26 protein-coding genes and 1 pseudogene are annotated in these 25,477 nt (G+C 60.2%); 19 read left to right on the top strand and 8 right to left on the bottom strand.

Annotated elements, in window-relative coordinates:
- A complete protein-coding gene (locus NW833_RS03590; RefSeq protein ID WP_414395400.1) occupies positions 1-492 on the bottom strand; it encodes a YajQ family cyclic di-GMP-binding protein in 492 nt (163 codons plus the stop codon).
- A 127-nt stretch (positions 493-619) separates the two neighbouring features.
- Between NW833_RS03590 and NW833_RS03595 the strand changes: the two genes are divergently transcribed.
- From NW833_RS03595 to NW833_RS03625, 7 genes are all read left to right on the top strand, one after another.
- Positions 620-1,438 carry an SDR family oxidoreductase gene (locus tag NW833_RS03595; RefSeq protein ID WP_414395402.1) on the top strand — a complete coding sequence of 273 codons (819 nt, stop codon included), beginning with the start codon at positions 620-622 and terminating at the stop codon, positions 1,436-1,438.
- A gap of 84 nt (positions 1,439-1,522) precedes the next feature.
- A complete protein-coding gene (locus NW833_RS03600) occupies positions 1,523-1,885 on the top strand; it encodes an FHA domain-containing protein (RefSeq protein ID WP_414395404.1) in 363 nt (120 codons plus the stop codon).
- Positions 1,886-2,258: 373 nt separating this feature from the next.
- The gene (locus NW833_RS03605; RefSeq protein ID WP_414411570.1) at positions 2,259-2,819 is read left to right on the top strand and encodes a DUF192 domain-containing protein; all 561 of its coding nucleotides are present in this window, start codon (positions 2,259-2,261) and stop codon (positions 2,817-2,819) included.
- A gap of 124 nt (positions 2,820-2,943) precedes the next feature.
- On the top strand, positions 2,944-4,209 hold the full coding sequence (locus NW833_RS03610) for a bifunctional sterol desaturase/short chain dehydrogenase (RefSeq protein WP_414411571.1): 1,266 nt from the start codon (positions 2,944-2,946) through the stop codon (positions 4,207-4,209).
- A 176-nt stretch (positions 4,210-4,385) separates the two neighbouring features.
- Complete coding sequence (locus NW833_RS03615; RefSeq protein WP_414411572.1) at positions 4,386-5,099, top strand: DUF4397 domain-containing protein; 714 nt, start codon at positions 4,386-4,388, stop codon at positions 5,097-5,099.
- A 31-nt stretch (positions 5,100-5,130) separates the two neighbouring features.
- Positions 5,131-5,862 carry an FAD-dependent thymidylate synthase gene (thyX, locus tag NW833_RS03620; RefSeq protein WP_414411573.1) on the top strand — a complete coding sequence of 244 codons (732 nt, stop codon included), beginning with the start codon at positions 5,131-5,133 and terminating at the stop codon, positions 5,860-5,862.
- A 108-nt stretch (positions 5,863-5,970) separates the two neighbouring features.
- Positions 5,971-6,690 carry a class I SAM-dependent methyltransferase gene (locus tag NW833_RS03625; RefSeq protein WP_414411574.1) on the top strand — a complete coding sequence of 240 codons (720 nt, stop codon included), beginning with the start codon at positions 5,971-5,973 and terminating at the stop codon, positions 6,688-6,690.
- On the opposite strand, the gene NW833_RS03630 is transcribed toward NW833_RS03625, so the two are convergent.
- Positions 6,687-8,153, bottom strand: coding sequence for a hypothetical protein (locus NW833_RS03630; protein WP_414411575.1), 1,467 nt, complete (start codon positions 8,151-8,153; stop codon positions 6,687-6,689). The two genes, NW833_RS03625 and NW833_RS03630, sit on opposite strands and share 4 nt — an antisense overlap.
- A gap of 556 nt (positions 8,154-8,709) precedes the next feature.
- Here NW833_RS03630 and NW833_RS03635 point away from each other — a divergent pair.
- Entirely contained in the window at positions 8,710-10,164 is a 1,455-nt protein-coding gene (locus tag NW833_RS03635; RefSeq protein ID WP_414411576.1) for a BCD family MFS transporter, read from the top strand.
- Here NW833_RS03635 and NW833_RS03640 read toward each other — a convergent pair.
- A complete protein-coding gene (locus tag NW833_RS03640) occupies positions 10,161-10,514 on the bottom strand; it encodes a DUF6464 family protein (RefSeq protein WP_414395426.1) in 354 nt (117 codons plus the stop codon). The two genes, NW833_RS03635 and NW833_RS03640, sit on opposite strands and share 4 nt — an antisense overlap.
- A 146-nt stretch (positions 10,515-10,660) precedes the next feature.
- Between NW833_RS03640 and NW833_RS03645 the strand changes: the two genes are divergently transcribed.
- The 7 genes from NW833_RS03645 to NW833_RS03675 all read left to right on the top strand — a co-directional run bounded on the left by NW833_RS03645 (position 10,661) and on the right by NW833_RS03675 (position 14,929).
- Positions 10,661-11,986: an FAD-dependent oxidoreductase gene (locus tag NW833_RS03645; protein ID WP_414411577.1), complete on the top strand. Its 1,326-nt coding sequence runs from the start codon at positions 10,661-10,663 to the stop codon at positions 11,984-11,986.
- A gap of 45 nt (positions 11,987-12,031) precedes the next feature.
- Positions 12,032-12,286 carry a hypothetical protein gene (locus NW833_RS03650; RefSeq protein WP_414411578.1) on the top strand — a complete coding sequence of 85 codons (255 nt, stop codon included), beginning with the start codon at positions 12,032-12,034 and terminating at the stop codon, positions 12,284-12,286.
- 324 nt (positions 12,287-12,610) lie between these two features.
- Positions 12,611-12,742 carry a hypothetical protein gene (locus NW833_RS03655; RefSeq protein ID WP_414411579.1) on the top strand — a complete coding sequence of 44 codons (132 nt, stop codon included), beginning with the start codon at positions 12,611-12,613 and terminating at the stop codon, positions 12,740-12,742.
- A 155-nt stretch (positions 12,743-12,897) separates the two neighbouring features.
- Positions 12,898-13,206 (top strand): hypothetical protein, encoded by a 309-nt coding sequence (locus NW833_RS03660; RefSeq protein WP_414405120.1) that lies wholly within the window; start codon positions 12,898-12,900, stop codon positions 13,204-13,206.
- A 78-nt stretch (positions 13,207-13,284) separates the two neighbouring features.
- Complete coding sequence (gene secG, locus NW833_RS03665) at positions 13,285-13,524, top strand: preprotein translocase subunit SecG (protein WP_414395434.1); 240 nt, start codon at positions 13,285-13,287, stop codon at positions 13,522-13,524.
- Positions 13,525-13,529: 5 nt separating this feature from the next.
- A complete protein-coding gene (locus tag NW833_RS03670; protein ID WP_414411580.1) occupies positions 13,530-14,192 on the top strand; it encodes a YqiA/YcfP family alpha/beta fold hydrolase in 663 nt (220 codons plus the stop codon).
- Positions 14,193-14,230: 38 nt separating this feature from the next.
- Positions 14,231-14,929: an HAD family hydrolase gene (locus NW833_RS03675; protein WP_414411581.1), complete on the top strand. Its 699-nt coding sequence runs from the start codon at positions 14,231-14,233 to the stop codon at positions 14,927-14,929.
- Positions 14,930-14,973: 44 nt separating this feature from the next.
- Here the strand turns inward: NW833_RS03675 and fabG are convergent, their stop codons facing one another.
- Positions 14,974-15,717, bottom strand: a complete 744-nt coding sequence (gene fabG / locus NW833_RS03680) for a 3-oxoacyl-[acyl-carrier-protein] reductase (protein WP_414395568.1) — start codon at positions 15,715-15,717, stop codon at positions 14,974-14,976.
- A gap of 227 nt (positions 15,718-15,944) precedes the next feature.
- Here fabG and NW833_RS03685 point away from each other — a divergent pair, with 227 nt between their 5' ends.
- Positions 15,945-16,430, top strand: a complete 486-nt coding sequence (locus NW833_RS03685; protein WP_414395441.1) for a DUF3531 family protein — start codon at positions 15,945-15,947, stop codon at positions 16,428-16,430.
- 3 nt (positions 16,431-16,433) lie between these two features.
- Here the strand turns inward: NW833_RS03685 and NW833_RS03690 are convergent, their stop codons facing one another.
- Both NW833_RS03690 and lptC read right to left on the bottom strand, forming a co-directional pair.
- A complete protein-coding gene (locus tag NW833_RS03690; RefSeq protein WP_414411582.1) occupies positions 16,434-18,095 on the bottom strand; it encodes a sulfatase in 1,662 nt (553 codons plus the stop codon).
- Positions 18,096-18,171: 76 nt separating this feature from the next.
- The gene (gene lptC / locus NW833_RS03695; RefSeq protein WP_414411583.1) at positions 18,172-19,149 is read right to left on the bottom strand and encodes an LPS export ABC transporter periplasmic protein LptC; all 978 of its coding nucleotides are present in this window, start codon (positions 19,147-19,149) and stop codon (positions 18,172-18,174) included.
- 102 nt (positions 19,150-19,251) lie between these two features.
- Here lptC and NW833_RS03700 point away from each other — a divergent pair, with 102 nt between their 5' ends.
- Genes NW833_RS03700 through NW833_RS03710 form a run of 3 tightly spaced genes read left to right on the top strand, consistent with a single transcriptional unit; the run spans position 19,252 to position 23,281 of the window.
- Positions 19,252-20,097, top strand: a complete 846-nt coding sequence (locus tag NW833_RS03700) for a branched-chain amino acid ABC transporter permease (protein WP_414411584.1) — start codon at positions 19,252-19,254, stop codon at positions 20,095-20,097.
- Complete coding sequence (locus NW833_RS03705) at positions 20,097-21,074, top strand: branched-chain amino acid ABC transporter permease (protein ID WP_414411585.1); 978 nt, start codon at positions 20,097-20,099, stop codon at positions 21,072-21,074. The genes NW833_RS03700 and NW833_RS03705 overlap by 1 nt, the downstream gene beginning before the upstream one ends.
- Positions 21,075-21,115: 41 nt before the next feature.
- On the top strand, positions 21,116-23,281 hold the full coding sequence (locus NW833_RS03710) for an RNA degradosome polyphosphate kinase (RefSeq protein ID WP_414411586.1): 2,166 nt from the start codon (positions 21,116-21,118) through the stop codon (positions 23,279-23,281).
- 33 nt (positions 23,282-23,314) lie between these two features.
- Here the strand turns inward: NW833_RS03710 and NW833_RS03715 are convergent, their stop codons facing one another.
- Both NW833_RS03715 and ribB read right to left on the bottom strand, forming a co-directional pair.
- Positions 23,315-23,896 carry a DoxX family protein gene (locus NW833_RS03715; RefSeq protein ID WP_414411587.1) on the bottom strand — a complete coding sequence of 194 codons (582 nt, stop codon included), beginning with the start codon at positions 23,894-23,896 and terminating at the stop codon, positions 23,315-23,317.
- A 391-nt stretch (positions 23,897-24,287) separates the two neighbouring features.
- Positions 24,288-25,451, bottom strand: a pseudogene (ribB, locus tag NW833_RS03720) (3,4-dihydroxy-2-butanone-4-phosphate synthase); the annotation flags it as partial.
- Positions 25,452-25,477 lie beyond the last annotated feature (26 nt).

A 25,477-nucleotide genomic window follows, 5' to 3' on the forward strand; every position in this document is an offset into this window, starting at 1 on the left:
CTACCGGTAATTGACAAACTGCAGTGCCACCGGGTAATCCTGCTGCTTGAGCATTTGAATTACCGCCTGCAGCTCATCTTTGTCTTTGCCGAAAACCCGCACCAGATCTCCCTGAATCGAAGGCTGCACCTTCTTGAAGTTGTCGCGGATTTGCTTGGCAATCTGCTTGGCCAACGCCGGGTCAATGCCTCTTTTGAGGCGAACTACCTGACGCACCCGGTTGCCAGCGGCACTTTCCGGAGCTTGAAAGTCGAAGATCTTCAGGGAGAGGCCCCGCTTAGCTGCTTTGGCTAGGAGAAGATCCCGAATGGAGTTGAGAGCCATCTCGCTGGCGGTGGTGATGGTCAGGGATCCCTCCTCCAGCTTAATTTCCGTCTGGGTATCCTTGAGGTCGTAGCGCTGCTTAACCTCCCGCTGAACCTGGTCTAGCGCATTCACCAACTCCTGCCGGTTGAAGTCGCTGACAATATCAAACGAGTGGGTGGAGGCCATAGCCCTCCTCTTCACTGGCGTTCCGTAGTTTCCGTAGTTTAAGCCTATCAAGGGCTTCGCAGGTGCGGGAGAGGCTACAACAGAAACAGGGAGCCCTGCGCTCCCCTTCAGTTGCTAAAGCAGCAAGATGGGCGATGTTGTTTTAATTACAGGCGCTTCCGAGGGTATCGGCAGGGCAACTGCCTTTACCTTTGCCCGCGGTGGCTACCGCCTGGCGCTGGCTGCCCGCACGGCCGAAACTCTGAAGCAAACAGCTATCGAGCTGGAGCAAAGCCTCAATGCGGAAGTATTGGCCGTCCCTACCGATGTGACGCAGCCGGATCAGGTGCAAAAGCTGGTCGAGGCTACCCTGGAGCGCTATGGTCGCATCGACTGCCTGATCAACAACGCCGGCATCTGTCTGAGTGGCCCTTTCCTGCAGACGACGTTGGAACACTGGCAGGCGCTGATGGCAGTTAACTTCTGGGGCTATTTGCACACCATCCGGGCAGTGCTCCCCGACATGCTGAAGCGTAAAAGAGGCCAGATTGTCAACGTCGGCTCTATAGGTGGCAAAATGCCCCTGCCTCAGATGGCTGCCTATTGTGCCAGCAAGTATGCAGTTAGCGGGCTGACGGAGGCGCTGCGTCTAGAGCTGCAACCCCACGGCATCCAGGTCATCGGTGTCCATCCGGGCCTGGTCAACAGCAACTTTCTCAAGCGGGCCATTTTTCTCGAGGAGCCGGGAGAGGACAACTTGACCCACCCAAGCAGGGCACGGCAGCGAATGCAGCAGGCCCTGGAGAGCTTTTGGGTTAGCCAGCCGGAAGATGTGGCCGCAGCCATCTGGGAGGCTGTCTGCCACTCCAAGTCAGAAGTGGTCGTCGGCATGGCCCAGTGGGCAGTAGCAGCCTACACTCTCTTCCCTGGCTGGGTTGGTCCGTTGCTGCAAAGTTTGCCCGACTGATCCTAGGCTCAACTTCGCCAGTTCAGAGGCGGGTATAGTGTATGGTAGGCCCTGCCAGTTGCAGCGGAAGGATCCTGAGGATCTATGGTAGACCCCGTGCCTTCTCCTCCAAGTGCTCAGCAGCATCTTCTCATCGTGGAAGATCGAGATGGACGCCGCACGCAGGTGCTGACGGCTGCAAAGTACTTCATCGGTCGCGACCTGGCCAACGATATCTGTCTTAACTCTCAGTACGCCTCCCGCCACCATGCCATGCTGTTGCGCATCCCTGCTGAAAAGGAGGGAGAATACTCCTATCGCATACTGGACGGGGATCTGGAGGGCCGGCCCAGCACCAACGGCCTGTTGATCAACGGCCAGAAAGTCTCTACCCACCAGCTTAAGTCGGGAGATGTCATCAGCTTTGGTCCAGACGCCAAGGCTACCTACATCGTCAAGAACCCCTAGCTTGACCTTTATTGGGTTTGCCTTCTTCTTGAGGGTTTTCCTCTAGTCCTCGTTCGCGACAGCGGTGCGGAGTTGCCGGACAATTCGCTACCTTGTGGCACAATGTGCAATTTCGCCAACGCACCTTCTGCCTTGACGTGGACTAGCTAAGCCAGTAAGCTGGCAGGTGCCTTTTTTCTAGGCATTTTGCCTGGGCTAAAGTTGGCTCCGTCTCTAGCCTGTGGGCTCTATCCAGGGCAAGGAGCAACCACTGTCAGCTCGACGGGAGGTGAGGGCTGTGGAGATCCCTCTGGCGGCGCGGTAGGCGTTGAGCCTGCTACCAGTCATGGATCATGGGAGTGTTTGTTAGCGTTTCGTAGGTCTCTCAGAGCGGATGAGTTGGCAGTCACAGAGGGGTCGGCGCTCCTACCAGGTTGTCCCCGTGGGCGGGATTGCCTTGGGCCTGGCTCTGCTGCTGCTGGGATGTGCCTCCTCATCCTTGGAAGCCCAGGGGACGGCAGCTGTTGCCAACGCTGCCCCCGCCAAAGGAGAGCCCCAGCACCTGCCCGTGGAAGCAGAAGTAACCCTTGCCGGTCGGCGCTTTGATCTGGAAGTGGCTCGCACCCCTGAGCAACAGCGGCTGGGCCTGATGTTCCGCACCGATTTGCCGCCCAATCGCGGCATGTGGTTCCCCTTCGACCCACCCCAGCCGGTTGCCTTCTGGATGTTCAACACACCGCTGAACCTGGACATTATCTTTCTCCACCAAGGCCGGGTGGTGTACATCGCCGCCAATGTGCCCGGCTGTCCCGCCCTGCCCTGCCCCACCTATGGGCCTCCCCCCAGCCAGCTAGTGGACAGCGTGCTGGAGTTCCGTGGCGGGACGGCAGCGGCCTTGGGCTTGCAAGTTGGAGATACGGTTGAGATCCGCGAGCTCTCGCCCAGAACCCCTTGAGGATCCCGTCTGCCGTCTTGATTGCGATTGGGATGGCCTCTTTGCGATGATTCTTCCTAGGGGTCGCTGATGCAAAGAGGCGACGGCGAGCTCAGGATGGTTCGGCTACTGCCAGCAAAGCCCTATGGAGGTTAGCAGCGTAGCCCAGTGGCTGGGGGTCGGGGCTGTGGCCCTGGCTTCTGTGCTTTGGGCCGAGATTGTGCGGGATGTGCGCCATTGGCTAGCTCACCAGTGGCCCTGGCTGATGCCCAAACACACCCTGCACCACCGCCTGTTTCGCCCCGATCTCAGCGTGGTAGACCCAAAGTTATACCGGGAATCCCAGTGGCACCACGACGTCCCGGAAGCGGCGACGATGCTTCTGGCTGGGATCCCCTGGGTGGTGCTGTTGGGACAGGGATCCTGGCTGTACGGCCTGGCAGCGGCGGTGGGAGTGGTCTACTCGGCCAGTTTCTTGGCTGCTGGCCTGCTGCGGGGCTGCGGGCTAGCTCTGCAAACGGATATTACCCACCAGCCGGGGCCTTTCCCTACTCCTCCCAGCCAGTGGCATGTCAACCGCGCCTACCACTGGCGGCACCACTTTGACGACACCAACGCCTACTTCTGCGGCACCCTAACCTTGCTGGATCGGATCATGGGCAGCAGTCTCTCCTTTAAAGGCAAGCGCGTGGCCATCACTGGCGCCTCTGGCACCCTGGGCCGGGCCCTCTTGAAGCACTTTTCCCGCCATGGGGCCCAAGTCATCGCCCTCAGCTCCCATGCGGATTCGGTTTCCATCGAAGTGGACGGACAACTCCAGCCGGTGCCGACTGTTCGCTGGCAGGTGGGGCAGGAGGGATCCCTGGCCGAGCTCCTGGAGGAGGTCGATATCCTGGTAATCAACCACGGCCTAAACGTCCATAGGCAACGGGATCCCGAATCGGTTCGCCAGTCCTATGCCGTCAACACCTTCTCGGCATGGCGCCTGATGGAGCTATTTTTCCAGACGGTGCGCAGCAATCGGGAAATGGCCACCAAAGAGGTCTGGGTGAACACCTCCGAAGCCGAGGCCAGCCCTGCTTTTAGCCCCCTCTACGAGCTCTCCAAACGGGCCCTGGGCGACCTGGTGACCCTGCGCCGTCTCGATGCTCCCTGCGTGGTGCGCAAGCTTATCCTTGGCCCTTTCAAGAGCCAGCTCAACCCGATTGGAGTTATGTCGGGGGATTGGGTGGCCGCCCAAATCCTGGCCCAGGCCAAACGCGACTGCCGCAACATCATCGTCACCATCAACCCCCTCACCTACCTACTTTTCCCGCTGAAAGAGTTGGCCGTCAGCACCTATTTCCGGCTCTTCAGCCGCCGCTCTTCTCCACTAGCCGTCCCCGATCCCAGCGCTGGGATCCCAATCTAGGGAGTCGGGCAAGTCCTAGCCAGCTTATGGCATTGGGCGCCAAGGTGGAGTAAGACAAAAGCAGGTTCTTTGGCGTCAGCAGGATGGGATCCCTTCGGGGAGCGAAAATGCCCTTTTGGAGAATTCAGCAGCTCGATCTCCGAATGAACGTTGGGTGTGAGGAGTGGGAGTGAGCGATGAAAATTGCGCAACAGTGGGCGCGCGCAGTGCTTTGCCTAGTGGGTGGCGCCTGGATGCCGGTGCTTTTGTCCGGCTGTGCCATCCCCATAGCCGCTGCAGGGGTCGCCGAGGTTCAGGTGCGCCTAGTACATGTGGCCCCCAATACCCCTCCCCTTGACTTGGAAGTGGGGGGCGTCAAGGTAGCGCGCAGTGTAGCCTATGGCTCGGTGAGCGAGTATACCCGCTTGCCGACAGGAGAGTACGACATCCTGTTGCTTGCAACGCCCGAGACGTCCTCGGCTTCTCAGGTGGTGGCCAAAACGGTGGCCAACTTTAGAGGTGGGGGGGTGTTCTCAGTGGTGGCTGCTGACGAGCCCAATCGCGTGACGGCCTTGGTACTAGAAGACAATATTAACCCCCTGTTCGATCAGGCCCTGGTGCGGTTTGTCCACGCTGCCCCCGACGCGCCCCCTCTGCAATGGCAAGGGGAGCGGGGACGAGTGCTGATACCCCAGTTGGCCTTTGGGCAGGCTTCTACCTTTCAGGCGATGCGCCCCGGCTTTACCCAAGTCCAGGTGTTCACCGTCGCTCCCAGGATCCCCCTGCAACGCTTTGACCTGCAATTGGAGGCAGGCAAAGTCTATACCCTTTATGTGGCAGGGTTGCTGCGTAGCAATCCAAGCTTGAGTGGGGTGATAGCGGAAGAAACGCGGGCTCGTCGCCTTCTCTAGGTGTCTTCCTCCTACACTTCGGGAAGTAACAGTGGATACCCTATTCCGGGTGGAGGTGCTCAGCCAAACCCCAGATCCCGAGCGGGTGATCTGGCTGGCGATGCACCAGGACTACAGTGCGGAGTACGTCGCGGCTGCCAGTCGCGTCCCGGCCAATTACGGTGAGGCGGTGGTGCGGCACCTATTGGAGGGTGACCGTGGGCATTATGGGCCTTTGGAGCATCCGCAGATTACGTTTGCTGTGGGGTATTTTCCGCACTTAGTGGTGCAGCAGGCGCGCACGCACCGTATTGGGGTGTCGTTCGATGTGCAGTCGTTTCGGTACACTGGGAAGCAGCTTCTGGAACTGGGATCCGATCCCAGCCCTGACCAACTGGAGCAGGTGTTCTATGTCCCCGCCAACATCAAGGAGGGGCAGGCCAAGACCCGCGAGGGAGTTTGCCCCATCTCCCCAGAAGCGCTGGGCATTGTGCTAGAGCAATACCGCAGCCAAGTGGCCGCCTACCGCCGCTTGGTAACCGAGTGCGGTGTACCGCCTGAGGATGCTCGCTGCGTTTTAGGCTACGGCATTCGGCAGCACTTCGTGGTGAGTTTTAACTGCCGTAGTTTGATGCATTTTTTGGATCTACGTGCCAAGGCAGATGCGCAGCGCGAAATTCGGGAGTTGTGCGACCTGATTTGGCCCCACTTTGAAGCGTGGTGCCCGCACATTGCGGCGTGGTACCGCAAAAGCCGCTGGGGCAAGGCTAGGTTATCTCCTTAGAAATTGGATGAGAACGCCCTACAAAGCCTAGAGTCAAGGCTTAGAATCCCCTGAGCTTTAACCTCGCCTTTTGGCTAGGGGTTTATGGATCCCAAAGCTTATGAACAAATGGCGAGCCTAGAAGATCGGCATTGGTGGTTTCTGGGCCGCCGTCGCATTCTCAGCCGGGTTATTGCAAGGATCCCTCTTCCTCCCGCAGCTTGTATTTTGGAAGTCGGCTGTGGCAGCGGTGGCAACCTGGAAATGTTGTCTCAATTTGGCCAGGTCTTCGCAGTGGAAAGAAGCGAGATAGCATTGCCTATTGCTCGGGCCCGTGGAATTGGAGTTGTGGCCGAAGGGGAATTGCCGCATCGGATCCCTTTTGGTTCTCAACAATTTGATTTGATTGCTCTGCTGGACGTCCTAGAGCATTTGGAGGAAGACAAAGCGGCTCTGGAAGCCCTTACCAAGAGGCTAAAGCCCTCTGGCTACATGGTGATTACGGTACCGGCCTACCCCTGGCTATGGAGTACCCACGACGAACTCAATCGCCACAAGAGACGCTACACGCCGGAACAACTTCGCTCCCTACTTAAAAGCGTCGGCTTGGAAACTTATATCTTTACCTTTTTCAACAGCTTTCTCTTTCCATTGGCAGCAGGGATCCGCCTAGCCCAAAAGGGCCTACGCCTCAGGGAGAGTCAGGATCTGAAGATGCCCTTGCCCTGGGTCAACTGGCTTTTAGCTGAGATCTTTGCTGCAGAAGCCTATTTGATCCCCAAGTTCCCCCTGCCCTTTGGCCTGTCTCTGTTGGCAGTAGCTAGTCCTAGGAAAGATGCGTTGGCCTAGTCTCCCAACTCGGGATCCGGCCGTACCCGCACTTCCATCTGGCGCAGCAGCCGCAGCGAGCTTTCCGGCCCATCGATCATCTGCTGCTCGTTGATCCAGTAGGTGGCAATCCCCAGGTCCTCAAGGAAGCGGATGTAAGGATCCGGCGGCGGCCCGTCAAAAACGGCGGCTTTTTGGACGGAAAATCCCTGTTCTAGCCAAGGCGTGAGGGCAAAACGCTCGTAGTAGAGCAACTGCCCCACCACCTCCTGCATGACCTCTGCTGCATCTTTGTGGTGTAGCAATTTCACCTCGGCCAAAAGCAGCTGCCCGTCTGCAACCGCTAAGAAGTCAAAGGTGTGCTGGTCTTCGCGCACTTCCAAGCCAGCCAGACGGAACCAGCGGCGAAACTGGTGCAAGATTTCGTTGTGGCGCTCGCTGCGCTCCAACTGACGCCGGCGGCGGCGCTCTGCCATCAGCGGGTCTGTCCCGGCAGAAGAGGGGATACCACTGCTACAAAACTGGGGCGGCTCATCGGGATCCAAAACCACCCTACCCCCTGCAGGTTGGTGCAAGAGGGGTGGCACAGAGGGCAACAGCTCGACGGCTCCCCACTCCACCTCCGGCTGCGCAGCCAGGGCAAGCAGAGGGCGGTTGAGAGGGTGTTCCGGGTGGGTGTCAAACAACAGCTTGAGTTGGGAGTGGCTAAACTGAAAATCTAGACGGAACTGTTCCACAGAAAGGCGATCCCGACCCTTTTGCAGAGTCTCCTGGCCAAAGTAGAGCATTACCAGGAGAGGATAGATGGGTAGAGGGCGATGGGGCGGGATAAGCATGGCCCACATCGCGTCAGTCCAGTGGGGAAGCAGGATCTCGGCCTGTCTGCCTTTGCCCACCACCTGCAGCATTTTGGGGTGGCCGGGCTGCCAACCACAGGGATGGTCGTCGAAGCCACAGGTTTGCCGCCCTTGATCCACGCTTAGGGGGTAGCGCCCGTCGTAGAGGCGAAAGGGACACAGATCCCGGTCTGCTGCTAAAAAACGCTCGTCCTGCCACAAGTGGGCGGCCAGGGCATGACAACCAATGCCTTCCTGGCTGTTGCAGGCTTTGAGCCAGCGGCGTTCGACCAATTTGCCCCCCACTTTGCTTGGCGCCAGAGGCCGAACAAGGCCATTTTCCCCTTGGTTAAACAGGGGCCACACCAGGGGCTCCCCTGTCTCTGGCAGCGTAGGTAAGAGAGGGTGGGTTTTGGTGTAAAACGGGTCACAAATGCGCTGGGCCACCTGCTCCAGGGGCAGGCCATGGGGAGATCCCACCGGCGGCACAAGGGATCCCGATCCGGCCTGGGCGCGATGGTACTGGATAGCCAGAGCTACCTCCAGCCCTACTGGACGCAGTTCCGGCGTCAACTGCCGGTAGCGCTGCAGTAGCCGTGAAGCTTGCACAAACAGGTCGTAGCGCCGAACTGGAACTGCCTCAGCCATAGGGTTGCCGGAAAAGATCCCCACCGGTTTGGGGGCAAGCTGGCTATGACAGACACCTTGGTCCCAAACCCGATCGAGGTTGGGTTCGTTGTCTGGGCAAAGGCTAACTCTGCCAAGCGCAGCAGCTCGAAGGCACGTTTGCTTAGCACCAAGTCAGTTGTCAGTGTAGTAGAGAAACTCTGAGGCGGGAAGATTTGGCGACTTGCTTGTGCGCTACCAAAAGCAGCGGCAACCAGCAAGCTAGTGTCGCGGCCACCAAGGAAAGGGAAAGGGACGCTCTGTCTCTGCGTCGCGGTCGTACTCGGTTGGGCGGCCCCTCTCTGGCTGGATCGCCAAGCTGCCCACGGAGTCGGCTTCTCGATAGACGCGGGCAATCTGGCGGTAATTTGGGTTACATCGTCGGCGAAGATCGCACCATTGTCGGTGGCTTTGTAGGACTGGATTTAACCTGACCTCCCTTATTCACGTTCGGCAGCCCTAATGCCTCTGCCGGGATCCCAAGCCACCTGGGCTACCATGATAGAAATTGTAGCGCTCCTGCCAACTTTCCCAGATCATGGCCAATCTTCAACGGGATCCTGAGGTCAACTTGTCGGCTGCTTCGGCTCTTGCCCAAAACCCCCAGCCGGCAATCCCCTCCTTGCCGTTGCACGTCATGTTTCGCTTGGGCCTATTTCAGATGGGCTTGGGGATGATGTCGCTGCTGACGCTGGGGGTGCTCAACCGGGTCATGATTGACCCCGATCTCTTGGCCATCCCGGCCACGGTAGCAGGGGGATCCCTGGCCATGCACCAGTTGGTGTCTCCGGCCCGCGTCTGGTTTGGGCAGCTTTCCGATGCCAAGCCTTTGTTTGGGACGCACCGCAGCGGCTATGTACGCCTGGGATCGGTGCTCTTTGCCCTGTGCATCTTTTTGGCGGTGCAGGTGGTGTGGGGTTTGGGGCAGAGCTTTGCTAGAAGTGGCTGGTCGCTGGCCACCTATGGCTGGATTGCTCTGGCCGCCTTCATGTTTGCTCTTTACGGGCTTTGCCTCAGTGCCTGCTCCACGCCCTTTGCGGCGCTGCTGGTGGACGTTTCCGATGAGCACAACCGCTCCCAGTTGGTGGGGATCGTCTGGTCCATGTTGATGGTGGGCATTGCTGGGGGGGCGATTGGCTCGGCGGTGCTGCTGCGCGGCCTGGATCTAGAGAACCTCCAGAGTACGATTAACCGCCTCTTTATCGTCATTCCTGCCGTGGTGATCCTGCTGGGGGTCATCGCTACCTGGGGGGTAGAAAAGCGCTATTCCCGCTATGGATCCCGTTCCACCTTGGCCGGGCGGGAGGATCAGATTACCCTGGGCACGGCCCTCAAGGTGCTCACCGCCAGCCGCCAAACCCTGATCTTCTTCAGCTTTTTGGCCCTGATGACCATGGGCCTGTTCATCCAACAGCCGGTTCTCGAGCCCTATGGCGGCGAGGTGTTTGGCATGACGGTAGCCCAGAGCACCCAGCTCAACGCCTTTTGGAGCATAGGCGTCTTGGTAGGGATTGTGGTGACTGGCTTTCTCATCGTGCCTAGGCTGGGCAAGCAGACGACTGCCCGCTTGGGCTGCCTGCTGGTGGCCCTTTCTTTTGGGCTGACCATTGCCGCAGGGTTTACAGGCAAGCCGCAGCTGCTGCAGCTATGTATGATCCTGTTCGGCTTAGCCTCAGGGATCACCACCAACGGCGCCATTAGCCTAATGTTGGATTTGACAGCAGCAGAAACCGCCGGCACCTTCATCGGCGCGTGGGGCTTGGCCCAGGCGATGTCGCAGGCGCTTTCTACCCTCATTGGCGGCGCTTTGCTCGATCTGGGGCGGCTACTTTTCCCCACTTCCTCGGTGCTGGCCTATGCCACCGTCTTTGGAGTGGAGGCGGGGGTGATGTTGCTGGCAGTGTATCTGCTGGGCCGGGTGAGCGTAGCGGAGTTTCGGGAAAACACCAGCCGCGCTCTCACCAAAGTGCTAGCGCTTGAGTTAGAGGGCTAACGCCGTGGCACCGGCTCGTAGTGCGGGCAACCCTGGCAGGGCCCACTGGGGTTAACGGCGCAGCGCAACAGGGGCGAGCGGGCATTGAAGCGACAGGAGGGATCCCCCAAAAACTGGCCTGCTTCAGGGGGTGGGCTCACTGGGCGAATGAGGGCGCGGATGCCACAGAGGTGATATTTGCCCTGCCGCAACTGGTAGGAGTGGCGCTTTTCTAAAACCAGGTAGTGCTGCTCGGCTAGTTGAACGTAGGTGCCCGGATGGGGGCTGGTTTCCCAGGGGCATTCGTCTACCACCTCTCCCGAATCGGCATCGATCCACTGAATGGGCAAGGTTGGGTTGACAGAAGCCATAGGGCACAGCGGCAGCCAGCCTGGAGAACAGCTCGGCAAACGAAGGGATGGACGCAGGCTGGCTTGTACTACCAGCTTTACTCAGTGTAGTGGATTTCCCGGGGTGGCTGGACGGCTCAGGTGAGAGAAGGAGGCAGCTAGAATACGTGGGCGAGAAAGGATCCCGGCAGAGCATGGGCAAAGTAGTGGTTATCGGGGCGGGGCTGGCCGGCTTAACCTGCGCCAAGGTGCTGAGTCAGGCGGGGTGGAGGGATGTCCTAGTTTTGGAAAAAAGCGACGGCCCCGGGGGCCGGGTGCGCACCGACGAGGTGGAGGGCTTTCGCCTGGATCGCGGCTTTCAGGTGCTGTTTACGGCCTACCCTCAGGTGCGGCGGCATCTGGATCTGAGCAGACTTGACCCCTGCCCCTACCGTCCGGGAGCTATCCTGGCCCGATCCAGTCGCTGCTGGCTGTTAGGGGATCCGCTGCGGGATCCAGCCAGCCTCGTCCCTTCCCTATTCAACCCCCTGGCTAGCTTTGGGGACAAGCTCAAGGTGCTGCAGTTGCGAGCGGAGCTGGCGCAGCGCACGCCGGAGCAGGTCTTCCAGGAAGGGCTGGGGGGATCCGATGGCTCGGTGCGAGAGTTCCTAGAGGGGTACGGGTTCTCCGCCAAGATCTGCCAGCACTTCTTCTACCCCTTTTTCCGCGGCATTCTTCTGGATCCAGAGCTGGCCAGCAGTGCCCGTCTCTTGGCGTTCTATTTCAAGATGATGGCCGAGGGGGCCATTGTCACCCCAGCGCTGGGCATGGGAGAACTTGCCCGCCAACTGGCCAGCTACCTTTCCCCAGAGCAGATCCGCTACCAAACCCCGGTGGAGCGCATCCTGGTCGAGGAAGGGAGAGTGCGCGGGATCCGCACCGCCGGCGGAGAGGAGATCCCTGCCGAGTGGGTAGTCTGCGCCACCGAGGCCCCTCAGGCGCGGGCCTGGCAAGCAGAGCTCTGTCCCCATGCCGCTATGCCCATCCCCACCCAGGGACGGTCGGTTACCTGCCTCTACTTCTGCGCTCCCTTTTCTCTGGCCCGCGGCGCCTACTTGTACCTCAACGCCAGCGGCCAAGGCTGGATCAACCACTGGGTTCAGCTCACCCGCATCAGCCCGGCACTAGCTCCTCCTGGCCAACACCTCTATTCGGTGACGGTATTGGGGGATCCCCCCTTAAGCGACGAGGAGCTGGCCCAAACCTGTCGGGCCGAGCTGCAGGTCTATTTTCCCAAAGCCCCTTTGAAACAGTTGCGCCTGCTGCGGGTGTATCGCATCCCTTTTGCCCAGTTTTTGCAGCCGCCTGGCTTCCAGCAGCATTTGGTTCCCACCCATAGCGGCCTGCCAGGCCTTCTCTGGGCTGGAGAGTACACTCACCAGAGCAGCATCGAGGGATCCCTGCGCAGCGGCGAACAGGCAGCGGCCTGGATCCTGCAAAAATCGGCCTTGTAGACTTTCTTAACTCTACTCCCGGAACCAAAGCTGGGATCCCGTGGTATGAAGGGGGTGGACTTCATCGCCCACAGGGATCCCTCCGCCATGCAAAACGCCACCCTTAGCCCAATCCCGCTCCTGCAGCGGTCGTTTGAGTTGGTAGGTCCCATCTACTGGCCGCTGCTGATCCTGGCCTCTCCAGGCTTTATCCTGGCCATCGTCACGGAGCTGACCCCACTTCTCGGGGGGATCCTCCAACTGGCCTATGGCATTGTTGCACCGATCCTAGGCGGAGCAGCCTTGTGGCTGGTGGATTAGCACCTGAAGCGGCAAGCTCCCCTGCTGGGCAACAGCCTCAACCGAGCTGTCTCGAAGGCAGTGCCTCTAGTTCTGGGCACCCTCTTAGCAGCACTCCTCTCTTCCCTTGCCTCCATCTTTCTGATCATTCCAGGCATTTATGTAGGGGTTAAGCTGGCCCTCACACCTTGTGCCATTGCTCTAGAAAATCAAGGAACTACAGGAGGGCTGCGCTACAGTTGGAATCTCGTCAAAGGTCGTTGGTGGGGCGTGTTTTGGGCCCTTCTGGTCCTGGGCTTGATTCTTGGTTTTGCGGGTGGATTGATAGTTGGATTTGTCATAGTTGTGGCTGATGTTGGCGACTTTGGGGTGAGAATGGTTGCGGCTGCCGCTGCCACAGCCGTTATGCCCATCTTCTGGGTCTATGTGGTTCTCCTGTTCCGATCCCTGCAGCAGTTGAAGGGGCAGGCGGCCTAGTTTTGCCCCGCCGCTCAAGCCGGGGGCTTTGCGTAACCCTGGAGTTTACAAGGGCAGCCCCTGTGAGCAGACGTTCAATCCGCCATTTAGCGGAGCCCAGAGCAGGAACTCTTGTCGAGAATAGACAAGAGACCTCCCCCGGGATCACCTCTGCTATGAGCGAAGCTAGGGCAACCGCCATCCAGCAGATCATCCAAGCAGCTATGAGGACTGGTCTGCTTACCGCTGCTCAAGAACACGAGCTGAACCTGAGGCTATTTCAAGATGGCTGTTCCGAGGCGGATTTCTTCCTGCTGCGTCGCCTGCACTCCTGCTTGCGCCAGGGATCCATCCGTCAAGTGCCAAGCTTGCCCAACCCAGTAGCCAGGGGTTGCTTTGGCGCCCCTCTAGTGACCGACAAAGTCGAGGAGGCTCAGCCCCAACCTTGTGAGCTGAGTCGAGCGCACAACCCTAAAGTTAGCTAGGGGAAGGCCCAGGGTGCATTAGAGTTGGAATCCGAGTGATAATAACTCCAGCAATGTGCCCTAGTGGGATCCTCGGCAATGGAAGCTTTTTTCGAGTTTCTCTGGTCTGCCTCGGCTATTTTGCTGGTGATCCTGGTGCTGTTGCACAGCCCCAAGGGAGATGGCCTGGCGGCTATTAGCGGGCAAGCCCAGTTGTTTGCCAGCCCCAAGAGCGCTGAGCAAAATCTGAACCGCCTCACCTGGACGGTGGCTACCCTTTTTCTCTCCATCAGTGTGGTGCTGGGAGCAGGCTGGCTCTCCACAGGCGCAGGGCAATAAGTAGCGTGGCAGTCATCTACTTGCACGGCTTTGGCTCGGGGCCGCAATCAGCCAAGGCTGCCTTTTTCCGCCAGCGGCTGCAGCGGCTTGGGATCCCTCTGGAGGTGCCGGATCTCAACCAAGGCAACTTTACCCAGCTCACTCTCTCTCGCCAGATCCGGCAAGTTTCTGAACAGTTGGCTGCCATGGGGCATCCTCCTGTTACCCTGATTGGCTCTAGCCTGGGAGGTGTAGTGGCTGCCTGGGTAGCTGAGCAGCAGTCTTGCGTGGAACGGCTGGTGTTGCTGGCACCGGCCTTTGGCTTCTTGCAACATTGGCTGCCGCGGCTAGGGGCTGAAGCCGTGGAAGCTTGGCAACGCAGCGGGCAAATGCTGGTCTTTCACCACCAAGAAGGGCGGCCGCTGCCCTTGGCCTATAGCTTTGTTACCGATGCCCAGCGCTACCCCGAGGAGGCCCTGCGCCGGCCTGTGCCCACCCTGATTGTGCACGGGACCCGCGACGAAGTCATCCCCATCCAAGCCAGCCGCAACTACGTCGCCCATCGCCCCTGGGCGCAACTGGTAGCTGTGGAGAGTGACCATGCCCTCACCGATGTTCTAGAAACCCTCTGGGAGGTGGTCAGCCGCTTCTGTGGCTGGTCCCAGTTGCCTTCGGAAACGCCCTCCTAGCCTATCTGCCGTTTTGGCTCCTAACATCCTTCAGCCCCATGTTGCCCCCCAAAGTGCTCCGTGCCGCTGAGGCAACTGCCGGCCTCTTTTTGGATATGGACGGGGTAATCGTGGATTCGGAGCCAATCCACGCCCGCGCCGGTGCCATTGCCCTAGAGCGCTGCCGGCTTGCTCTAGATCTGGCTCCTGTCTCCCTGCAGTTTAAGGGGCGCACTGACCGGGACATGTTTGAGTATCTCGTGGAACACTTGACGGACACCCCGCCCGCAGAGCGGCCCCTGCTGGTGCAGCGCTTGATTGAGGAAAAGGCCAGGGCTTTCGGGGAGCTGTTGGAAGAGGTGCTCTTGGTGCCGGGGGTGTTGGAGTTTCTGGAGCTCAGCCGCCGTCGCTTTTCAGCCCTTGCCCTCACCACCTCTGCTACCCGTCGGGATCAGGAGCAGATTTTCCAACGCTTTGACCTAGGCCGCTGGTTTGACGCCGTGATTACCGCTGAAGATATCCAGCGAGCCAAGCCCGACCCCGAGCCCTATTTGAAAACAGCTGCCAAAGTGGGCTTGGATCCTAGCTTGTGTTTGGTGGTTGAAGACTCTGCCCACGGGATCCGCGCGGCTAAGGGGGCAGGCTGCCTTGCGGTGGGCCTCACCACTGCCTTTACACCACTAGAGCTGCGTCAGGCAGGCGCCGATGCTGTGGTGGACAGCTTTGCCGAATTGGCAGAACTTCTGGAGCTGGAGTAGGAAGAATCGTGGAGGCAGGACAAGTCTTCCAGAAGCGGAAAGCTTTAGCCCATCGTCATGCCGCCGTCGATGGCAAAGACTTGGCCGGTGATGTAGGCCGCCGCCGGGTCAGCCGCCAAAAAGCGCACTAGCCCCGCCACTTCCGCCGGGGATCCCAGTCGCCCCAGAGGAATTTGGGCCAGGATGGGGCCAGGATCCAGCTTTTCCGTCATCTGGGTAGTGATAAAGCCAGGGGCGACAGCGTTGACGGTGATGTTGCGGCTGGCCAGCTCGCGGGCTGCTGTCTTGGTTAGACCAATTACCCCCGCTTTGGCAGCGCTGTAGTTGGCCTGGCCGGCGTTGCCCACCAAGCCCACCACTGAGGTGATGTTGATGATGCGTCCCTGCCGCTGCTTGACCATGATCTTGGCGGCTGCTTTCAGGCAGAGGAAGACTCCCGTAAGGTTGAGATCCAGCACTGCCTGCCAGTCTTCCGGCTTTAGGCGCAACAAGAGGGCATCGCGGGTAATGCCAGCATTGTTAACCAGCACGTCCACCCGGCCCCACCGCTCCATCACCTGCTCAAAGAGCCGCTCCACTTCTAGGGGTTGGGAGACATCGGCGGCCAGGGCCATCCCCTCCCCTCCCACGGCGGCAATCTCCTGCACTAGCGCTTCGGCCTCGGCGGCAGAGTGGGCGTAGTTGACGACTACCTTGGCACCAATGGCTCCTAGATGCAGGGCAATGGCCCGGCCAATGCCTCGGCTGGCTCCCGTAACCACGGCCACCTGGTTGTGGAGCGAGGGCAAGGGGAGGAGTTCAGACATAGGCAGCAGCCTCCTTGCAAGGGCGACAGCCGCACTAGTATAGGACGCTTTGGCTTCCTTTGGAGCCTTGCCGTCGGCCACGGCCCGTTAGCTAGCCCCGCCGGGAGGCCCCGCCCTCTACTCGCCAGGGTGTTCGCGCTAGCGGCGCGGAGCGCTTGGAGCGGGAGTATGTCACGATAGAAAGTTGGCTTCTGGCAGAGAAACCGTCCATGCAAGTGGAGTTTCGGGAGTGCGATCCAGGCAACCTCTGGATTTGGTTTGAGTTTGCCGAGCCGCCCGTGCCGGCAGAGCTGGAGTACCTCAGGGAAGTGCTGGAATCGTGGTATGTGCTAGGCAAGCTGGGAGGATTTAACGCCGAGCGCTTGGTGGTTCAGGAGGCTGAGGCGGATCTCAGCTACCTGGAGTACCCCAGTGACTTGCCTCCCGTCACCTCGCTCATGCACAACATGGGATCCCTCGAGGAGAAGGGCAACTGGGCCCGCTGCTGGTTTGACCTGGGCACTGCCGACGCAATGGCGCTGGACGTGTTGATCAATGCCCTGCGCACCCTTAGCTTAGAGTACATTGGCCTTACCCGCGTCATCATCGGCGGGCAAAACGAGGATTGGCCAGCGCCGGATCTCGAGGAGACTGACGCCTACGATCTCCACAGCTACCTCCAGGATCACTGGGGGGAAGAAGGAGAGCTGGAGTAGCTTCTACTCTAGGTAGCCCAGCTCCTGCATCCGCCGCAGCAAGTCTGCATCGCTTTCCACATCCACCTTGCGAGGAGCCAAGCTGGGGCGGCGCGATTCAGCCCACTCCAGCCACCGCCTTAGCCCTTGTTGCAGGCGAATTAGCCAAGCTTGGGGAGAAAGGGATCCCAACGCCGGATCCCCAGGCTCAGCCAAGAGCAGATCCCGCTGCTCCGCCGGATCCTGCTCTAGGTTGTAGAGGCTAGGGCTCTCCCCAGTTTGGATGAGTTTGATCCCTCCTTCGTAGAGGGCGCGGCGGGTGGCGTAGCAGGCGCGGGCCTGCAAGAGGTTGTCGTTGCGGCTTTCCATGGCCCGCAAGAGAATCTGCGGCGGGAAGGCCTCGCTAAGCACTACGCCTTGCTCGGGATCCTCCCCAGCCAGGGTACGGCTTAGGCTAAGGCGGGCAACTTCGCGGCGGAGCCGGAGGCTAACCCGAGGGGTGCCGTCGGCTAGAGAAAGGCTGGGGCCAAAGCCGGCAGCTTCCAGGAGAGTGTGGAAGAGGCGGCGGGTGGAAACGGGGGTGGCCACCCGCTTTCCTGCAGGAAAGTGGCCGGGGTAGTGCAGGATCAGGGGCACGCGGATGAGCTCTTCGTAAACCACAAAGGCGTGGCCGACGAAATCGTGCTCTCCTAAGCCTTCGCCGTGATCGGCGACGATGGCCAGCAGAGTGTTTTGCTCCAGGCCAGTGTGGCGCAAGGTGGCAAAGACAGATCCCAGCAGGTGATCCTGGTAGGCTACTTCTGCATCGTAGATGTCCCGCAGCACCCGCGCCTGCAGGGGAGAAAGCGGCTGCGGTAGGGGTGCCATCCAGCGGTAGGGCTCAGCGTTGTACTGGCGCAGGAAATCCCGGGCCTCTCGGCTGCTCTTAAAGTAGGGGGCGTATTTCTGCACAAAAGGCTCTGGCGGCCAGTAGGGCAGGTGCGTCTCCATTAGGTTGACAAAGCAAAAAAAAGGAGGCGCCCCCGCAGGGCGGCGGGCCATTTGCTGGAGGTAGCGATTGAGGTCGGCAATGGAGGCAGCGGTGTTGCCCTTAAAGTTCATCAAGCAGGTCCAGAGGGAGGCAAACCAGGGGTGCAGGGCCAACTGAAAAAGGGTGTCGGAGCGAGCAAAGGCATTTTGCACGGGGTAGGAGAGGCGGCGCCAAAACTGGGTGTAGGCGGCCAGCCAGCGGTTGAGGGGAGGCGGCAGAGGGTTGCCCTCAGGGGGGCGGGTGGGCAGAGCCCCGCCGTAGTTGTAGAAGGTGTCAAAGCCGCGCCGCAGGCCATTTTTCAAGATCCCGACTAGGGGGTTGTTGCAGAAGCCAACGGTGGTGTAGCCAACCAGCTTCAGCAGCTCTGCCAGGGTGGGTAGGGTAGGACTCAGCTCTAGGTCTGCCTGAATGGTCTGGTGGGTGCTGGGGTACTCCCCTGTAAACAGGGAGGCGTGGGAGGGGATCGTCCACTGGGCAGGGGCAATGGCCCGTTCGAAGAGAGTGGATTCTGCAGCCAGCCGATCCAGGTTGGGGCTGGTGGGGACTTGGCGGGCCCGCTCTTCCTCTGACCAGTAGCAAGAGAGACGATCCGCCCGCTGGGTATCGAGCACAATCAACAGGATATTGGGGCGCTCCCCCTTCGGGATCTCTGCCATTTCTGGAAACCTCACCACAACCCACCCCAGAGGGTTCTTAAACTATCTTGACACGCTCCCGCCGGCCTTTTGGCCCTTAGGGCAGGGTGAGATGGGTTTGGCTGTTGCCTTGGATCCGGATGGTGTTGCTCTGCCAGTCGAGCAGGCCCCTGTCGCCACTCACAGTCAAAGCCTGACCAGGTTGGCGGTAGCGCACCTGGCCCAGAGCCTGCAGTTGGGTGGAGCCGATGCGCCACCGGATCTCCTGGGCCTCGAGGGACGCTGCCCTGCTGACGCGGGCGGTTTTGGCTTTCGCATTGCCCACCAGGCGCAGCTCAGTTAGAGGCAGGGGAGCCCGCAACTCCTCGCCACTAAGGCGCACGCTTTGCCGGGGGGCATACACCTCTACTGCTCCCAGCGCCTGCACTTCCCCCGCGCCAAACTGCCATAGGAAGCGCCTAGCAGCTAGCTCCAGCTCTGGAGCCCGATATTCTGCCCGTATCGGTTGCGTGGGATCCAGGTTCTCCACCTGCATCTGACCTTGGCCAAAGTCCATCAGCAGGCGGTCCCCCTGCAGGAAGCCCTGCCCCTCCAACAGCTCCACTTTTACCTCGCCTTCAGCCTTGAGCAAGCGCTGGGCCGGCAGCCACTCCAGCCGCTGGGCCTGCAGGCGCAGGTTATCCCGCTCGGACTCTACCTCGACTTGCCCCCTCAATTCCAGTCGCCGTTGGCTGGGGTAGGCAGATCCCTGCTTGGCCCGGACGCGAACGGCGCGGTCGTCTTCGTCAAAAAACTCTCCCTCGATGGCCTCCAAATGGGCGGATCCCAACTGCACGGGGGTAGCCTCTGACGGCGGCGGCTCGTACTTGGCTAGGCGTGCCTTCAAGCGCCAGAGCAGACCACCGTCGGGTTTGGCCTGGGTAAGAGTGATGTCTTCGTAGAGTAACTGGGGGGTGGGAAGGGAGGCTGCAGGTGTGGGATCCCTGCTTGCCGGCAGCTCCGGCCCACTACAGGCAGGGCCCAGCAGAGCGAAAGCCACAAGCCACCCTAGCATCCAAAGAGAATGAGGCTGCATGGATCTCTCTTGGGCGCCCTCCCCATACCCTAGCGCTATCCTACTGAGATCCGCCTGTGGCATCATCAGGCAAGAGATGGCGGCACAGCTGTGGAGCAACTGTTGCAACTGTTCATTTACGGCCTTGTGTTGGGCAGCATCTACGCCCTGGGGGCCATTGGCGTGTCCCTGACCTTTGGCATTTTGCGCTTTGCCAACTTCGCCCACGGGGATCTGATGACCTTAGGGGCCTATTTTGCCCTGACCTTTGTCGGCTGGGGCTGGCCCTTGGGGGTCAGTTGGATCCCGGCAGCCTTGGCAACGGCAGGGTGTGCGGTGGGGATCGACCAATGGGTCTATCGTCGCCTGCGCCGGGAGGCCCCCGTTATTTTGCTCATTTCCTCCTTTGGCACGGCCCTGATTTTGCGCAGCCTGGTGCAGATTCTCTGGGGGCCCGACAACCGGGTGTACCGCCAGGGCATCCAGATCCCCTGGGAGGTGGGTGGGCTGCGCATTAAGCCAGACTGGGTGGTGATTTTGGCGGGAACGGCGCTGCTGGTGGTGGCGCTGCACCTGTTCTTGCAGCACACGCGGGTGGGGAAAGCCATGCGGGCCATGGCCGACAACTTTGACTTGGCCAAGGTGACCGGCATCGATACGGAGCAGATCATTCTCTGGACCTGGACCCTCGGGGCGGCTTTGGCCTGTCTGGCGGGCATCTTTCTCGGCCTAGATACCCGGCTGCACCCTACGATGGGCTGGCGGCTGTTGCTGCCCGTTTTCGCTGCCGCCATCCTCGGCGGCATTGGTCGTCCTTACGGAGCCATTGCTGGGGGGTTGGTGATTGGCCTAGCGGAGGAGTTCTCGACCTTGGTGATTAGCCCAGCCTACAAGACGGGGGTGGCCTTTGCTATCCTGGTCCTCCTGCTGATCTTCCGGCCTACTGGGCTAGTGGGGGGGCGAGCCTGATGCTGAGCTATGCCATTTTCTTCTTGATTTTGGTCGGGATCTACAGCGTACTGGCGCTGGGCCTCAACATCCAGTGGGGCTACGCCGGTATGTTCAACATTGGCGTGGGGGCCTTTTTTGCCCTGGGGGCCTACGCCAGCGCTATTGTTACGACGCCGCCAAGCCCTGAACATCTGGGGGGCTTTGCGCTGCCCTTTTGGGTGGGCTTTGCGGTGGCAGCGGTAGTGGCGGGAGCCATTGCTTTTTTGATTGGCTTGGTTACCCTAAACCTGCGCTCTGACTACCTGGCCATCGCCACCATTGGCATTGCCGAGATCATCAGCCAAATCCTGAAAAACGAGGGCTGGCTAACCAACGGCGTACGCGGTATCACTCGCATCCCGCGGCCCTTTCGCGGTTGGATCCCAGGGCAGGATACGCTGCTGTACCTGGGCTTGGTGCTCTTGGTTTTGGCAGGCGTTTACTGGCTAAGCGAGCGGGCCTATCGCTCCCCTTGGGGACGGGTGCTGCGGGCCATTCGGGAGGACGAGCCGGCAGCCCTAGCTGCGGGCAAAGATGTCCTCCAGTTTCGTCTCCAGGCATTTGTCCTGGGATCCACGCTCATGGGGTTGGCAGGGGCCCTCTATGCCCATTTTGTCAACTTCATCAGCCCGGAAGCCTTTCAGCCCGAGTTTGCCACCTTCATTGTCTGGGTGATGTTGATTGCCGGGGGCAGTGGCAACAACCGTGGCGCTTTGCTGGGGGCGCTGGCCATTTGGGGGGTGTGGTCGGCCAGTGAACTGTTCACCAATCGTCTGCCGCCCCAGTGGGCTACGCGGGCTGGTCCTTTGCGCATTCTGCTCATCGGGCTCCTCCTGCAGGTTATTCTCCTCACCCGCCCGCAGGGTCTGCTGCCGGAACGTCCGCCCCAGCCGGTTGGGGATGCCTCTTCTTTGTCCAGGGCGAGCAGAACCCCTGAGGGAGAGTCCGCAGGATAGGATGGGGTCGGCTGCCCCCTCGCCAATCCCGCCTTATGACGATGTTGCCTCCAGGAAACCCTCCTTCCTCTGAGCTTGGCCCAGGCAGTTGCCCTGCAGAAGTTGGGGTTGACCTGGGTGGGATCCCGACTGCCCCCATCAAAGAGGGCTATGCCCTGCCCGAGCATTACTTTAACCGCGAGCTCAGTTGGATTGAGTTCAACGCCCGGGTGTTGCACGAGGCCCTGGACGAGCGCACTCCCTTGCTGGAGCGGCTGAAGTTTCTGGCTATTTTCGAGAGCAACCTGGACGAATTCTTTATGGTGCGGGTAGCAGTGATCCGCCGCCAGTTGGAAACAGGCGTGCTGCTGCCAACCCCCGATGGCCTCACCCCCCAGCAGCAATTGCGCCAGATTTCCCAGCACCTACGGCCCCTGATTCAAAAGTTGCACGAGTGCTTTCGGCAAGAGCTGGTGCCTAAGCTGGCAGAGCAAGGCATTCGCATCCGCAACTTTAGCGACCTGACGGAGGCAGAGCGGCAGGAACTGCGGGAGTATTTCGATCGCCGCCTGTTTCCCCTGCTCACCCCCCTAGCGGTGGATCCGGGCCATCCTTTCCCCTATATTTCCAACCTCAGCCTTAACCTGGCGGTGGTGGTGCGGGATCCAGAAACGGGCAAGGAGCATTTTGCCCGCGTCAAAGTGCCCAACACCCTGCCCCGCTTTGTGCCCCTGCGGGATGGGGTGAGCTTTGTGCCGCTGGAGCAGGTGATTGCCCACCACCTGGAGGCGCTGTTTGTCGGCATGGAGGTGCTGGAGTACCATCCCTTCCGCATCACCCGCGACGCTGATCTGGCCATCCAGGAGGACGAAGCCGACGATCTGCTTGCCGCCATTCAGGAAGAGCTGCGCAAGCGCCGCTTCGGCTCGGTGGTGCGCATGGAGGTTGCCAAGTCGATGCCCCCTGCCATCCGCCAGCGGCTGTGTGAGGAGCTCCACCTGGATGCCGACTTGGTGTACGAAGTGGATGGCCTTCTTAACCTGGGCGGGCTCATGGCGTTCCTCAACCTAGACCGGCCCGACTTGAAGGATCCGCCTTGGGGGCCCGTCACACCGCCCCGCCTGCGCACTGCTTCGGTGAGCGAGGAGCCGGTGGATATTTTTGCCGTCATTCGGGAAGGGGATCTGCTGGTGCACCACCCCTACGAGTCTTTTGCCGCCAGCGTAGAGCGATTTTTGGAGGAAGCGGCCAACGATCCCCAGGTGCTCACCATTAAGCAAACCCTCTACCGCACCTCCGGGGACTCCTCAGTGGTGGGATCCCTCATCCAAGCTGCCGAAAATGGCAAGCAGGTGGCCGCTTTGGTGGAGCTGAAGGCTCGATTTGACGAAGAAAACAACATCCTCTGGGCCAAGAAGCTGGAAAAAGCCGGGGTTCACGTGGCCTATGGCCTGCCGGGGCTGAAGATCCACTGCAAACTGGCTTTGGTGGTGCGAGAAGAGGAGGGATCCCTGCGCCGCTACGTCCACATCGGCACCGGCAACTACAACCCCAAAACTGCCCGTATCTACACCGACCTAGGCCTGTTTACCTGCAACGAGACGCTCTGCCACGATGTTACCGAGTTGTTTAACGTGCTCACTGGCTACTCGCGGCAGCGGCACTTCCGCAAGCTCCTGGTAGCTCCCCACACGCTGCGCCAGGGGATGGAAGCTCTCATTCGCCGCGAGATGCGCCACGCTCAGGCAGGGGGTCAGGGGCGGATCATCGTCAAGATCAACTCCCTCACTGACCCGGAAATGATTCGGCTACTCTACGAGGCTAGCCAGGCAGGGGTGGAGATTGACCTCATTGTGCGCGGCATGTGCTGCCTAAGGCCAGGGATCCCAGGCTTGAGCGAGCGCATCCGCGTCATCAGCATCATTGGGCGCTTTTTGGAGCACTCCCGCATTTTTTACTTCTACAACAACGGCCAGGAGGAGTACTTCATTGGCAGCGCCGACTACATGACCCGCAACCTGGATCGCCGCGTCGAGGTGGTTGCCCCCGTGGAGGATCCGGTGTTGAAGCAGGAGCTGAAGGTTATTCTGGACATCTGCCTGACAGACAACCGGCAGGCTTGGGAGCTGCGTCCTGACGGCACCTACGTGCAGCGACGGCCTAAGCCGGGAGAGCCTGTGCGCTCCACCCATCAACGCCTGATGGAGCGGGCTGCCGGTCGCGCTTAGCCCTCACCCGCAGACCTGAGGGAAGGGACCAGCTCAGGAGGGAGGCGGCGGAGGGGCTTCGGCCGCTTCTTTCTCCGCTGCCCTAACCTGCTCTGTAGCCGCTTGCAAAGAAGACTGCAAGCTCTCCAGCTTTTCTCGGCTAGCGCGGTTTAGCCACGATTCGATGGCGTTCACCAAAAGCTGATCCCCCGAAAACCAGCCGCCACCATTCACAGCAAAGGCCAAGAAGATGGCCGCGTAGATAGCTGATAGCTCCAGGTAGGAAACGCTGAAACCAGCCACCTTGATGTGGTGAAACATGGCCACCGCCATTGTTGCTACCAAGCTCAACGCGGCAGGCCGGGTGAACAGGCCGAGGGCTACCAGGGGGGCCGCGATCAGTTCAGTGTAGGCAGCTACATAGGAGAAAAAGATTGGGAAGGGCAAGCCGATGACTTCTACATAAGCCGTCGCAAATCCTTCGACATCCGCCAGTTTATCGAGGCCGTTGTGGATCATGAAGAGCCCTGCCACCCCCCGCAGGATTGTCCAGCCCACCTGAGACCACCGCGGGCCAACGCTGTCGTGACGCAGGACAGAAGTCAGCAGCCCGAGAAACCGCTGAAGGAGGGCCATAGGGGAAACCTGCTCTGCTAAGGAACGTAAACTACTGTAACGATTCTGAATGGTCTGCAGCAAGACGAAGCCGGAGCGTCGCCACTCCCGCTAGGAGAGGAGATCCCCTAAGGTTTGCCGGAGCAGTTCCCAAGGGGTACTGGCGCGGCTTTCCTGGCCAGCGATCCCTGTCTTCGCTCGCTTCTTGCGACTGCAGTCCGAAGTCCCCGTTCTGGCACAGCACCTGCTGCCGCAAGGAGCTCTTCTAGCGCTTCCGGCGTCGAGAGCAGATCCTGCGCCGTCTTTGGGCTAGGGCCCTCGACCCTCCACTGCCCTACCGTCCTAGACCGGAGTGGAGCTGCGGTTCAAACTTTCCGGTAAGAGAGCAGGAGGGCTCCATCTGCAAACTGAGATCCGACTCTTCCAGTAGCAGGGGCACCCGCTCGGCTACTTCCAGGCCAAATCCCCTCAAGCCGCTGATGTGGCGGGAGGTGTTGCTGATAAGACGCATCTTTCGCACCCCCACATCCCGCAAAATCTGGGCGCCAATGCCGTAATCGCGCAGGTCCATTGCCCCTGCTGGCACCGTCTCGGCAAGACCTAGATCCTGCCGGGCATAGGACTGAATTTGCTCGATGAGGCTAAGCTCTGGGCGCCGCAGGTACACCAGCACCCCCTTGCCCTGGTGGTCGATCATCTTCAGGGCAGCAGTCAGCTGGCGACGACAGTCGCAGCGCAGGGATCCCAATGCATCCCCCAGGGGGCACTCCGCTTGCACACGCACCAGGACAGGCTCGGCGGCAAATTGGGTCGGATCCCCTTTCACGAGTGCTAAGTGTTCTACCTGGTTGAGGGTGTCGCGGTAGCCGTAGACCTGAAACTGGCCAAACTCCGTCGGCAGGGTGGCGGTAGCCCCACGATGGACCAACCGCTCCGTGCGCAGCCGGTACTCGATGAGATGGGCAATGGTGATGATCTTAAGATTGTGCTTGCGAGCAAACTCAACCAACTGGGGCAAGCGAGCCATGGAGCCATCCGGGTTTTGGATCTCGCAGAGCACGCCTGCCGGGTAAAGCCCTGCCAATAAGGCCAAATCCACCGCTGCTTCGGTGTGCCCGGCCCGCTTGAGCACCCCACCTTCTCTTGCCCGCAAGGGAAAGACATGCCCCGGTCGGCGCAGGTCTTCCGGCCGCGTATGGGGATGGATGGCCGCCTGGATGGTACGAGCGCGATCGGCAGCGGAAATGCCCGTGGAAACCCCTAACTCTGGCCCGGCATCGATGCTGACCGTAAAGGCAGTCTGGTTGCTGTCAGTGTTCTGCCCCACCATCAGCGGGATCTTCAGCTCGTCGAGGCGGGATCCCTGCATGGCTAGACAGATAAGACCCCGCCCATGGGTGGCCATGAAGTTGATCACCTCTGGCGTGGCAAACTGGGCAGCACAGATGAGATCCCCTTCGTTTTCCCGATTCTCGTCATCGACCACGATGACCATGCGGCCACCCCTAAGGTCTTCCAGGGCTTCGGGGATGGAGTGGAAGAGTGTTTCCGTCTCCGCTGGCAAAATGGCGCTCATGGGGGTAAAAAGAGCCCTCCAGTCTA

This window comes from Synechococcus sp. O70.1 (assembly GCF_047462215.1).
GTDB lineage: Bacteria > Cyanobacteriota > Cyanobacteriia > Thermostichales > Thermostichaceae > Thermostichus.

Coding starts and splice junctions, on each gene's coding strand:
- NW833_RS03590 (WP_414395400.1), bottom strand. CDS start 492: ATGGCCTCCACCCACTCGTTTGATATTGTCAGCGACTTCAACCGGCAG.
- NW833_RS03595 (WP_414395402.1), top strand. CDS start 620: ATGGGCGATGTTGTTTTAATTACAGGCGCTTCCGAGGGTATCGGCAGG.
- NW833_RS03600 (WP_414395404.1), top strand. CDS start 1,523: ATGGTAGACCCCGTGCCTTCTCCTCCAAGTGCTCAGCAGCATCTTCTC.
- NW833_RS03605 (WP_414411570.1), top strand. CDS start 2,259: ATGAGTTGGCAGTCACAGAGGGGTCGGCGCTCCTACCAGGTTGTCCCC.
- NW833_RS03610 (WP_414411571.1), top strand. CDS start 2,944: ATGGAGGTTAGCAGCGTAGCCCAGTGGCTGGGGGTCGGGGCTGTGGCC.
- NW833_RS03615 (WP_414411572.1), top strand. CDS start 4,386: ATGAAAATTGCGCAACAGTGGGCGCGCGCAGTGCTTTGCCTAGTGGGT.
- NW833_RS03625 (WP_414411574.1), top strand. CDS start 5,971: ATGGCGAGCCTAGAAGATCGGCATTGGTGGTTTCTGGGCCGCCGTCGC.
- NW833_RS03630 (WP_414411575.1), bottom strand. CDS start 8,153: ATGGCTGAGGCAGTTCCAGTTCGGCGCTACGACCTGTTTGTGCAAGCT.
- NW833_RS03635 (WP_414411576.1), top strand. CDS start 8,710: ATGGCCAATCTTCAACGGGATCCTGAGGTCAACTTGTCGGCTGCTTCG.
- NW833_RS03640 (WP_414395426.1), bottom strand. CDS start 10,514: ATGGCTTCTGTCAACCCAACCTTGCCCATTCAGTGGATCGATGCCGAT.
- NW833_RS03650 (WP_414411578.1), top strand. CDS start 12,032: ATGAAGGGGGTGGACTTCATCGCCCACAGGGATCCCTCCGCCATGCAA.
- NW833_RS03660 (WP_414405120.1), top strand. CDS start 12,898: ATGAGCGAAGCTAGGGCAACCGCCATCCAGCAGATCATCCAAGCAGCT.
- secG (WP_414395434.1), top strand. CDS start 13,285: ATGGAAGCTTTTTTCGAGTTTCTCTGGTCTGCCTCGGCTATTTTGCTG.
- NW833_RS03675 (WP_414411581.1), top strand. CDS start 14,231: ATGTTGCCCCCCAAAGTGCTCCGTGCCGCTGAGGCAACTGCCGGCCTC.
- NW833_RS03685 (WP_414395441.1), top strand. CDS start 15,945: ATGCAAGTGGAGTTTCGGGAGTGCGATCCAGGCAACCTCTGGATTTGG.
- NW833_RS03690 (WP_414411582.1), bottom strand. CDS start 18,095: ATGGCAGAGATCCCGAAGGGGGAGCGCCCCAATATCCTGTTGATTGTG.
- lptC (WP_414411583.1), bottom strand. CDS start 19,149: ATGCAGCCTCATTCTCTTTGGATGCTAGGGTGGCTTGTGGCTTTCGCT.
- NW833_RS03705 (WP_414411585.1), top strand. CDS start 20,097: ATGCTGAGCTATGCCATTTTCTTCTTGATTTTGGTCGGGATCTACAGC.
- NW833_RS03710 (WP_414411586.1), top strand. CDS start 21,116: ATGTTGCCTCCAGGAAACCCTCCTTCCTCTGAGCTTGGCCCAGGCAGT.
- NW833_RS03715 (WP_414411587.1), bottom strand. CDS start 23,896: ATGGCCCTCCTTCAGCGGTTTCTCGGGCTGCTGACTTCTGTCCTGCGT.